Origin of the sequence: Corallococcus exercitus (assembly GCF_003611585.1) — a bacterium.
GTDB classification, from domain to species: domain Bacteria; phylum Myxococcota; class Myxococcia; order Myxococcales; family Myxococcaceae; genus Corallococcus; species Corallococcus exercitus.
Window position 1 is genome coordinate 1 of sequence record NZ_RAVW01000361.1, and the last position, 10,257, is coordinate 10,257.

The 10,257-nt window shown below is 70.1% G+C and carries 10 protein-coding genes and 1 pseudogene; 9 read left to right on the top strand and 2 right to left on the bottom strand.

Going from position 1 to position 10,257, the window contains the following annotated elements; translation table 11 throughout:
- Nucleotides 1–400: class I SAM-dependent methyltransferase (locus D7W79_RS32000; RefSeq protein WP_147442147.1), on the top strand; the 400-nt coding region annotated here is incomplete at its 5' end.
- A 98-nt stretch (nucleotides 401–498) separates the two neighbouring features.
- A complete protein-coding gene (locus D7W79_RS32005) occupies nucleotides 499–1,116 on the top strand; it encodes a TetR/AcrR family transcriptional regulator (protein ID WP_158617098.1) in 618 nt (205 codons plus the stop codon).
- Here the strand turns inward: D7W79_RS32005 and D7W79_RS46115 are convergent.
- Both D7W79_RS46115 and D7W79_RS32015 read right to left on the bottom strand, forming a co-directional pair.
- Nucleotides 1,096–1,188 (bottom strand): annotated as a pseudogene (locus D7W79_RS46115) (hypothetical protein); the annotation flags it as partial. The gene D7W79_RS32005 and the pseudogene D7W79_RS46115 overlap by 21 nt on opposite strands.
- A 54-nt stretch (nucleotides 1,189–1,242) precedes the next feature.
- Nucleotides 1,243–2,637: a M20/M25/M40 family metallo-hydrolase gene (locus tag D7W79_RS32015; protein WP_120529165.1), complete on the bottom strand. Its 1,395-nt coding sequence runs from the start codon at nucleotides 2,635–2,637 to the stop codon at nucleotides 1,243–1,245.
- 96 nt (nucleotides 2,638–2,733) lie between these two features.
- Between D7W79_RS32015 and D7W79_RS32020 the strand changes: the two genes are divergently transcribed.
- From D7W79_RS32020 to D7W79_RS32050, 7 genes are all read left to right on the top strand, one after another.
- Nucleotides 2,734–3,753: a dipeptide epimerase gene (locus D7W79_RS32020; protein ID WP_120529166.1), complete on the top strand. Its 1,020-nt coding sequence runs from the start codon at nucleotides 2,734–2,736 to the stop codon at nucleotides 3,751–3,753.
- On the top strand, nucleotides 3,750–4,952 hold the full coding sequence (locus D7W79_RS32025; RefSeq protein ID WP_244222084.1) for a DUF819 family protein: 1,203 nt from the start codon (nucleotides 3,750–3,752) through the stop codon (nucleotides 4,950–4,952). Before D7W79_RS32020 ends, D7W79_RS32025 begins: the two co-directional genes overlap by 4 nt.
- 12 nt (nucleotides 4,953–4,964) lie before the next feature.
- The gene (locus tag D7W79_RS32030) at nucleotides 4,965–5,909 is read left to right on the top strand and encodes a serine hydrolase (RefSeq protein ID WP_120529167.1); all 945 of its coding nucleotides are present in this window, start codon (nucleotides 4,965–4,967) and stop codon (nucleotides 5,907–5,909) included.
- Between the two features lie 255 nt (nucleotides 5,910–6,164).
- A complete protein-coding gene (locus D7W79_RS32035) occupies nucleotides 6,165–7,241 on the top strand; it encodes an NAD(P)H-dependent flavin oxidoreductase (RefSeq protein ID WP_120529168.1) in 1,077 nt (358 codons plus the stop codon).
- A gap of 47 nt (nucleotides 7,242–7,288) precedes the next feature.
- Nucleotides 7,289–8,662 (top strand): AHH domain-containing protein, encoded by a 1,374-nt coding sequence (locus tag D7W79_RS32040; protein WP_120529169.1) that lies wholly within the window; start codon nucleotides 7,289–7,291, stop codon nucleotides 8,660–8,662.
- Nucleotides 8,659–9,258 carry an imm11 family protein gene (locus tag D7W79_RS32045; RefSeq protein WP_216626899.1) on the top strand — a complete coding sequence of 200 codons (600 nt, stop codon included), beginning with the start codon at nucleotides 8,659–8,661 and terminating at the stop codon, nucleotides 9,256–9,258. The genes D7W79_RS32040 and D7W79_RS32045 overlap by 4 nt, the downstream gene beginning before the upstream one ends.
- A gap of 258 nt (nucleotides 9,259–9,516) precedes the next feature.
- Nucleotides 9,517–9,954: an imm11 family protein gene (locus D7W79_RS32050; protein ID WP_336242281.1), complete on the top strand. Its 438-nt coding sequence runs from the start codon at nucleotides 9,517–9,519 to the stop codon at nucleotides 9,952–9,954.
- Nucleotides 9,955–10,257: the final 303 nt, after the last annotated feature.

The following is a 10,257-nucleotide window of genomic DNA, read 5'->3' on the forward strand; positions in this document are numbered from 1 at the left end:
GGTGGTGGACCTGGGCGCGGGGCGGGGCCGTGTGCTGCTCGCCGCGCGCTGGTGGGGTGCCGGGGCGCATGGCGTGGAACTGCTCGCGGACCACGTGGCGCGCGTGGCGCCGTGGCTTGGACCCGTGGGCATCACACTCACCGTGGGCGACATGACACGCGAACCGCTGGCGGACGCGACGCACATCTTCTGCAACTGGGTGGCGTTCAGCCCGGAGACGAAGGCGCGGCTCGTCGCCCACCTGCGCACGTGCACCCCCGGTACGCGCATCATCACCGTCACCCGTCCCATCCAGGCGGAAGGTTTCACCGGACAGGCCTCCCACTGGATGCTCTTCACCTGGGGCTTCGAGAAGGTATGGCTTCAGGAGTACCGGCCAGTCGCCCTCGCGTCCCCCTGACAGGGGAAGGTCGGATGCAACCCCGAGCCTGCCTGACGTCAATCGTGATTGGATGGAAGGGACAGGCAGCGGCGTTCTGGTTGCGAGAGGGAAAGCGAATGACCCAGCGGAGGAAGAATCAGCCGGAAGTGACGCGCGAGCAGCTTCTTCGGGCGGCGGCGGACCTCATCCTGGCGCAAGGGCTTCAGGCGGTGACGCTCGATGCCATCGCCAGGCGGGCAGGCGTCTTGAAAGCGGACCTGCTGGAGCATTTCCAGACCAAGCCGGTCCTGCTCGATGCGCTGTTCGACGACGCGACCCAGCGCTTCGCCGCGGCCGTCGCCGCCGAGATGGAGAAGGACCCGGACCCCAACGGCCGGGGAACGCGCGCGTACCTCCGGGTGACGGTCAACGCTCCCGCGGATGACGGAGAGGCCCACGTCATGCGCTCGCTCATCGGGCTCATGCTCTTCGACCCGGAGGTCCGGGAACTCTGGAGCTCCATCTGGGATGAGGCGCGGGAGGCGCAGCTCAGCCCCGAGGAGCAGGAGTCGTCGGAACTCACGCTCTGCCGTCTGGCCATCGACGGGTTGTGGATGTCGGACATGCTCGAGCATCGGACGGTCTCAAGCCAGATGCGCGCGTCTGTCATCCATCGGATCGAAGCGCTCACGCGCAAGGCGCCTGGTGCGTCCGCGCGCCTGCGTGACGAAGTCTCACGGATTCCGGAAGAGTGAGGGCGCTGGGACGGCATCGAGTGACCGGGTGCCATTCCCCAGCTCGCCATGGAGGTTGTTGCCCCAACCCCAGACGGTGCCATCCGCGCGTGCCGCCTGGGCCCTGGAGGAGGTGGGGCCGGTGTGTCAGCGCGTCAAGTGCTTCAGGGTGAGATAGACGAACTCCGCGCCGGGCTGGAGCGACGCCACCGGGACGCGCTCGTTGGGCGCGTGCGCGGTGCGCGCGTCATCCGGCGTCAGCGCGAAGAGGTCGATGCCGTAGGCGTGAATGCCCGCGCGGCGCAGCGTGGCGGACTCGGTGGTGCCGGTGGACATGCGGGGAATCACAGGCGCCTTGGGCCACACCTTCGCCGCGGCGGCCTTCACCGCGCGGAACATCGCGTTGTCCCCCACGGGCGACATGGGCGAGTCCGGCGGCGACACGTCCATCTCCACTTCGATGTCCTTGTCGTTCACGGCCGCGACGATGCGCTCGCGCACGGCCTTAGGGTCCGCGTCCGGCAGCAGGCGGCAGTTCACGGTGGCCTCGGCCGTCGCGGGAATCACGTTGGAGCGCGTGCCCGCCTTGAACACCGTGGGCACGCAGGTGGTGCGCAGCACGGCGCCCAGCGCGGGCTCCAGCCTGGCCACGGTGGCCACCGCGTCCTCGGGCGGCGCGTCCGGCGCGGCGGCGATGCGGCGCAGCGCTTCTCCCAGCTCCCCGGGCGTCGTCGGCGCTCGGCCCTGCACGTGCAGCCGCGCGGCGGGCGTCAGGTGCGCGGGGAAGGTGAGGGCGCCCACGCGCGCCACGGCTGCGGCCACCCGCACCAGGGGCCCCGCGTCCACGGGCGGCGCGGACGAGTGGCCTCCAGGGCCCGTGGCCTTGAGCGTCACGTTGCGGGACACGCGCTCCGCGGCCTGGAGCGCCACGAAGCGCACCTCCTTGCGGTCCGGCGACAGCTCCGTGAGGCCGCCCTCGTTGAGCGCGAACTCCGCCTCCTTCAATTCCGGCCGGTGCTCCATCATCCAGTCCAGCCCCTGCCCCGAGCCCACCTCCTCGTCCGCGCCCAGGTACAAGAGGATGTCGCGTGAGCGCGCGCCGCCCTCCTGCTTCAGCCGGCGCAGCGCGAGGATGCTCGCCGCCGCCATGCCCTTGTTGTCCTGCACGCCGCGTCCGTAGAGCAGGCCGTCCTTCTCCGTGAGCGTCCACGGGTCGGTGGCCCACTCGGCCTTCACCGCCGGCACCGTGTCCAGGTGCGCGAGCACGAGCACCGGCCTGCCCTTGCCGCTGCCCTTCAGGCGCACCAGCAGGTTGCCGCGCCCGGGCGAGGGCTCGATGAGCTCCGACTCGATGCCCGCCTCGCGGAGCCACTTCGCCGCCACCCGGGCCGCGGCCGTCTCGTTGCCGGGCGGGTTGGACGTGTCCGCGGCGACGAGCTCCGCGAGCAGCGTCCGCAGCTCCTCCTTCGGCGCGGGACGGGATGACGCGGCGTGGCTTGGACCCAGCGCGAAAAACACGGCGAGGAGGGGCAGGAGACGCATGACGGGGAGGCTCGCGCCTTGCGCCCCGGAAGGCAACGGAAGCGGCGTTTGCCGGGAGTGCCGTGTTAAGGGTGGAGCCCTGGAGGGATTCCGACCATGGCCTCGCCGTTGAGCTTTCGCACCGTGGAACTGCCGCTGCGTCACGCCTGGACCATTGCCCGGGGCACGAGCACGGTGAAGCGCAACGTGTTCGTGGAGGTGCGCTCCGGCGGGCACGTGGGCCAAGGCGAGGCCGCCCCCAACGTGCGCTACGGCGAGTCGTGGGAGACGGTGGAGGCCGCGCTCCACAAGCTGGCCCCGGTGCTGGAGGGCCGCGACCTGCGCTGCTTCCGCGACGTGTCCGAGGCCGTGGACGCGGCGCTGCCGGACAACCCCGCGGCGAAGGCGGCGGTGGACCTGGCGCTGCATGACTGGGCGGGCAAGGTGATGGGCGTGCCGCTTTACCGGATGCTGGGCGTGGACCCCACGCGGCAGCCGGTGACATCCATGTCCATTGGCATCGATGTGCCGGAGACGCTCGCGGTGAAGGTGCGCGAGGCGGCGGACTTCCCGGTGCTCAAGGTGAAGCTGGGCGCGGACCGGGTGCAGGAGGTGTTCGGCACGGTGCGCGCGCTCACGTCGCAGACCATCCGCGTGGACGCGAACGAGGCCTGGAAGCCGGACGAGGCGCTGGCGCACATCCAGTGGCTGTCCACGCAGGGCGTGGAGCTGGTGGAGCAGCCGCTGCCCGCGGCGGACGTGGAGGGCGCGAAGTGGCTGCGCGCGCGTTCGCCGCTGCCGCTCGTCGCGGACGAGTCGCTGACGAAGGCGTCGGACGTGCCGAAGCTGGCGGAGGGCTTCCACGGCATCAACGTGAAGCTGCAGAAGAGCGGCGGCATCCGTGAAGCGCTGCGCATCATCGAGACGGCGCGCGCGTGCGGCCTGAAGGTGATGCTCGGCTGCATGGTGGAGACGGGGCTGGGCATCGCGGCGGGCGCGCACCTGGCGCCGCTGGTGGACTGGGTGGACCTGGACGGCAACCTGCTGCTCGCGCAAGACCCGTACCGCGCGCACCCGGTGGTGCAGGGCCGCATCCAGTTGGGAGAGGGCGCGGGCCTGGGCGTGGAGCCCCGGTGACGCCACCGCTCATCCAGGACCCGATGGCGGTGCTCGCCGTGCTGCTCGCGGTGCTGGCGGGGCTGTATGCCTTGCAGCGCTACCCGGCGGTGGAGCGGTTCTTCAACGTCGTGCCGCTCCTGGTGTTCGCGTACTTCGTGCCGACGCTGCTGTCGAACACGGGCGTCATCCCCACGCAGTCGGAGCTGTACCGCTTCACGCGCGTGTACCTGCTGCCCGCGAGCCTGGTGCTGCTGGTGCTGTCGGTGGACCTGCCCGCCATCGCGAGGCTGGGGCGCAACGCGGTGGGCGTGTTCCTGGCGGGGTCGCTGGGCATCATGGTGGGCGGGCCGCTCGCGTATCTGGCGTTGGGGTGGCTGGTGCCGGCGGAGCTGGGGGACCAGGCGTGGAAGGGATTGGCGGCGCTCAGCGGGTCGTGGATTGGCGGCAGCGCGAACTTCGTGGCGATTGGCCAGAGCGTGGGCACGCTGGACAGCACGTTGAGCATGATGGTGGTGGTGGACGTGGGCGTGTCCAACGTGTGGACGGCGGTGCTGCTGTCCTTCGCCGGGCGTGAGAAGGCGATGGACGCGAGCATCGGCGCGGACCGGACGGCGCTGGACCGGGTGCGTGAGGAGTCCGCGCGGCTCCAGGCGGCGTCCGCCCGGCCCGCGAGCCTGTCCGACCTGCTGTCGATGCTGGCGGTGGCGTTCGGCGTGACGGTGGTGTGCACGGCGCTGGCGAAGCGGCTGCCGGACCTGGGCAACGTGGTGACGGGCTTCACGTGGGTGGTGTTGCTGGTGACGACGGTGGGCGTGGTGCTGTCGTTCACGCCGGTGCGCAGGCTGGAGGGCGCGGGGGCGAGCCGCCTGGGCTCGCTGTTCCTGTACCTGCTGGTGGCGACGATTGGCGCGCAGGCGGAGTTCCGGCGGCTGTGGGACGCGCCCGCGCTGGTGGCGGTGGGGGCGGTGTGGATGTGCATCCACGCGGCGGTGACGATGGGGGCGCGGCGCTGGCTGAAGGCGCCGGTGTTCTTCGCGGCGGTGGGTTCTCAGGCGAACGTGGGAGGCACGGCCTCCGCGTCCGTGGTGGCGGCGGCCTTCCATCCCGCGCTCGCGCCGGTGGGCGTGCTGCTCGCGGTGCTGGGGTACGTGCTGGGCACGTACTGCGGACTGGTGACGGCGCTGATGCTGGAGCAGGTGTACCGGCTGATTCACTGAAGGGAGTCGCGGATGCGGACGGTGCTGCTCTGGGCGGGGCTCGTGGCGATGAGCGGTTGCGCGACGACGCCGGAGGCGAACGCGCCTCGTGAGTCCCTGAAGGCGGTGGTGGAGTCGCTGGCGAGCGAGGCCGCGCGCCTGTCCCCCGGAACGGACCTGTCGCTGGCGGTGGTGGACCTGCGCACGGGGGAGACGGCGAGCGTCTCCGGCACGGAGCCGCACATCTCCGCCAGCTCCGCGAAGGTGTTCTGGGTGGCGGCGGCGCTGGAGCAGCGGGACATGGCGACGGTGGCGCCGCTCGCGGAGAAGGTGTTCCGCACGTCGGACAACGAGGCGTCCGGAGAGGTCATCGACCTGGTGGGCGGACCGGACGCCATCAATGTCTATCTTCAGAAGCTGGGGCTGACGCACACGGCGCTGACGAAGTGGAACTACGGCCGCGAGCGCTGGGCGACGAACTCTCCGCGCGTGATGGGGCGGGACAACTACTTCTGCGCGGACGACATGGTGTCGTTCCTGGCGCGGCTGGAGCGGCGGGAGTTGTTGGAGCAGGAGCCCACGGCGCGGCTGCTGAAGTGGATGGAGTTGACGCCCCGGGACGGCTGCGGCGGTTGGCTGGGAACGCGCCTGCCCGCGAGCGCCCGCGCGTCACTCCAGCACAAGGGGGGATGGCTGCCGCCGGGCTGCTGCGGCGATGACGCGCGCTACAACGTGCTCAACGAGGTGGGGCTGGTGACGCTGCCGGACGGAGGACGGTACGCGGTGGCCATCCTGGCCTCGCGAGGGCCGGACTGGCCGAAGCAGGCGTTCTTCGTGGAGCGCGCGTCGTGTGTCCTGTACCGGCACCTGGCGAAGGACGCGGCGCTGGACTGCGGTGATGCGCTGGCGAAAACCGGGGGCCCCGCGCCCGTCGTCCTGGAGCCCGGGGCGCCCGCGCCGAACTACGACTGCGAATGAGAAGGTGAGAACTCTGCTGGGACCTCCAGCGGCGGCTCACCGCGAAACCTGTCCGACAGTCGGACCCGTCGGGAGGGCATGGCGAAAACCTGTCCGACTGTCGGACAGGTTTGGGCAGGCCGGGCGGGAGGGGGACGTAGCGCCTCGTGGCTGGCATGGCGTGTGAAAGTAGGACTGATGCCTCCGGAGCGCGCGATGCCCCGTCGTGAATCCGGGCCGTTAATGCTGTCCGACGTGAGTCACGGGAGGTAGGCCATGATGGATCCGCAGGCGTGGCGCAGGTTCGCGGAGCGGCTCGGCGTGGAGCATCCGCTCATCCAGGCTCCGATGGCGGGCGGCCTGACTCCGCCGGAGCTGGTCGCGGCGGTGTCTGAAGCCGGCGGCCTGGGCTCGCTGGGCGCGGCCTACGTGCAGCCGGAGGACCTCGTCCAGCAGGCCCGTGCGGTGCGCGCGCTCACCTCACGGCCCTATGCCATCAACCTCTTCGCGCCGCAGCCGGCCGTCGCTCCCGCGGACCCGGGGCCCACGCTCGCCATCCTCGAGCGCTTCCATGCGGCGCTGGGGCTGCCACCTCCCGTGATTCCGGCGGCCGCGATGCCGGACTTCGCGAAGCAGGTGGAGGCGGTGCTCGAAGCGGCGCCCACGGTGTTCAGCTTCACCTTCGGCATTCCGCCCGCGCCGGTGCTGGAGGCGTTCCGGTCGCGAGGCATCCTCGTCGTGGGCACGGCGACGAACGTGCGCGAGGCCCAAGCGCTGGAGGCCGCGGGCGTGGATGCGATTGTCGCGCAGGGCTCGGAGGCGGGAGGCCACCGGGGCTCCTTCGGTGGGTCGTTCGAAGCGGGCATGGTGGGGACGATGGCGCTCGTGCCGCAGATGGTGGATGCCGTGCGGGTCCCGGTCATCGCCAGCGGAGGCATCATGGACGGACGCGGCATCGCGGCGGCGCGGATGCTGGGGGCGGCGGCCGTGCAGTTGGGCACGGCGTTCCTGCGATGCCAGGAGTCCAGCGCGGCGGCGGCGCACAAGGCGTTGCTGCGCGAGGCCCGGGATGAATCCTCGCGCATCACGCGCGCCTTCTCCGGGCGTCCGGCTCGCGCGATTCCGAACGAGCTGACGATCACGTTGGAGCAGGCCGGAGCCATCCTCCCGTTCCCCCAGCAACACGGGGCCACGCGCACGCTGAGGGCCGCGTCGTCGAAGCAGAACGACACGCGCTTCATGGCCCTGTGGGCGGGGCAGGGCATTGGCCTGTCGCGAGAGGGTTCCGCGGCCGACCTGGTGCGGGCCCTGATTGAGGAGACCGACGCCGCGCTGTCCGCTGTGCGCGGGTGAGCTGGGACGGGGAGGGAAGGCTCGGGCTCCGGGTAGGCTTCACTCCCATGCCACGGCCCTCCGTTCCGGATAACCCTCCGCGATTCACCGGCACTGTCGCTGTCGTCATCACGTGGATGCTGCTCGCCGGGACCGGCTGTGCGGCGTCCCGGAGCGTGCGGCTCGACACGGGGCGAGGGCCCGCCCGCGTCCATACGCCACAGCGGGACGTCCGGCCCGCGGAGCTGGAGGAAGATCCCTTCGTGGCCGCGGTCACGGAGCTCGCACGCACCGCGCCTGTTTCCACGCACCCGATGGAGACGGCTCGGCGGCTGCTGGCGGCGTCGCGCGCGTCACGTCCCTACGCTCATGTGCGTGGGCACCTGGGGCTCATCTCCGTGCAGGAGCCAGGACGAGGACACCTCCGGCTCACGGATGCGCCGGATGCGGAGCTGGCGGCGGCGTACGGCCGGTGGTGCAAGCGCAAGGCGCTCTCCGGCGATTGCCTCCACCTCCTGGAGCGCGGATCCACGCTGGACGAGGACGGCAAGCGCACGCTGGCCTTCTCCATCGCGTTGGACTCGGTGTGGGACGAGACGGAGGGCGCGCTGCGGGGCATGACGGATCGCGAGGCGGTGCTCTCCATGATCGTCACGACGAGCGCCCTGTACCTGGGTCTGTGGCTGTTGCCGGAGCCGGTGTCCAAGGGCATCGCAGCGACGATGACGGCGGTGCTCATCGCCTACCTGGGCGTCGACACGGTGTGGAGCCTCATTGAAGGGTGGATGCGGCTCTCGGAAGCGGTGGCGGAGGCCACGACCTTCGACGCACTCCGGGACGCGGGTGAGCAGTACGGCAAGGTGATGGGAGAGAACGCCGCGCGGGCCTTCGTCATGCTGGCCACGGCGGCACTGGGAAGCACGGCGGAGACGCTGGCCGCGAAGGTGCCCACGTTGCCCGGTTCGGCGCAGGCGTCACTCGTGGGCGTCGCGCAGGGTGGCTTCCAACTGGGCGCGGTCGCGCGGGTGCAGTCCGTGGCCGTGTCCACGACGGGTGACATCCTCATCACCCTGGCGCCGGGCGCGGTGGCGACGGGTGGGCCCGTGGAAGTGCCGGGGCCGAAGCATCACATCGCGTCGGACAAGTTCAGCACGTCCACCGCGAATGGAGGCCCGTGGACGCCGCGCTATCAACAACTCTTCGACAAGGCAGGCATGTCCCTGAACGACCCGGAGAACCAGGTTCATGTTCCGGGACACAAAGGGCCTCATCCACAGGAGTACCACGAGGAGGTCTTCGAACGGTTGAGGCTCGCGACCAGCACATGCCGGACGATTCAGCAGTGCCGGATCGACCTGACGGCGGCGCTCCGGATCCTCGCGAAGGAACTCGTTACGGAGAACACCTGGCTCAACAAGTTGGTCACCCGGAGTGGTGGATGAGTCAGGATGGCCGTGTGACGCCTCGGTACTTCAAGCTCACGGACGATGTGACGCTTCCCGGCCGATGGGAGCTCGGGACACCCGTGAATGCCCAGGGACAGGACCACGGCTCCTGGCTGTTCATGCAAGGCACGCCCGCGCGTGTGGAGGGGACGCTGCGCGTTCCGTCCTACGCGCAGGGAAGGGCGCTCGACTTCTCGCTCGCGGATGCGGGCGCGGTTCCTGTCGTTTCCCAGCGGGTCGCGGAGGTGCTGTCCCGGCTGGCTCCCGGAGACGTGGAGCTGTTCCCGGTCACGATGGATGACACTCCCGACCCATACTTCCTCGTCAACGTCGTGCGCGTCATGAAGTGCATCGACGACACCGCGTCGGGCGAGGTGCGCTACTGGATGCCGGAGGATGGACGGCCCGAGCGGGTCGGCACCTATCAAGCGGTCCATCGGCTGCGCATCGACCCGGCCAGGGCCGGGGACGCGAAGGTCTTCCGCACCTGGGGCTGGCTCATCGCGCTCATCGTCTCCGAGGACATCAAGCTCGCACTGGAAGCCATTGGCGCCACGGGTGTGCAGTTCAAGGACGTGTCCTCACTTCGCTGACCCTGAAGGCCCCATCCGCACCAGGACCCTCGAGAGAGCCATGCCGCGCTCGGACAAGTGACCGACGCGTGCACAACCATCGCTCAGTGGAAGGTGAGTGCAGGAATCCGACCCATGTCCTTGCGATATTTCGAACTCGCTGACGACGTGTACCTCGAGGGCCGCTGGGAACTTGGGCACCCACAGGATGCCCAGGGGCGGGACCTTGAGGACTCCTGGCAGTTTCGGATTGGGCGGCCAAGCTCGTGGGAAGGAAGCTTGCGCATCCCCATCGACATTCCAGGCAGCGCACTCGATTACTCGCACGCGGCGTTCAGCACCCCGGTGGTCACCTCGCGGGTGGCCTCCATCTTCGAGCGGCTGGCCCCGAATGACGTCCAGCTCTTCCCCGTGGACATCGAGGGACAGTCCGACGACTTCTTCATCCTGAACGCCATTCGCCGCGTGAACTGCATCGACGAAGAGGCTTCGGAGGAAGTGCAGTACTGGACCCCCAAGAACGGGCTCGCGGAGAAGGTCGGAACCTACCTCTCCGTCTGGGGCATGCACATCGACGCCACACGGCTCGGCAGTGCGAGGGTCTTCCGCCCCCTACACTGGGAAGTGGTCCTCGTCATTCCCGAGGACATCAAGCTCGCGCTGGAAGCCATCGGTGCCACGGGCGTGTGGTTCCAGGACGTGTCCCCGGTCCGCTGATTCCGCGCCTGCGTGCGTCACGGCGGTTGTCCGCCAGGCCGCCTGTTCTCCCAGGGTCGGTTGCAATCACGGACGGCGCGGCTACATTCAGCACTTCACCGCAACCGCAGTCCCCCGGGTCCCTCGTCAGATGACGGTTTCGCTCACAGCCTGCATGCAGCGTGCTCCGCGCCGGATTTCCGTGCGCCGGATGCTGCCCGCGCACGGCCGAGCCACCGCCTGGCTTGTCACCCACGCCGCCCGTCTCGCGTAGCTCACGACGGACGGCGTCCGCTCCACCCCCACTGAACCCCGCGTCACGCC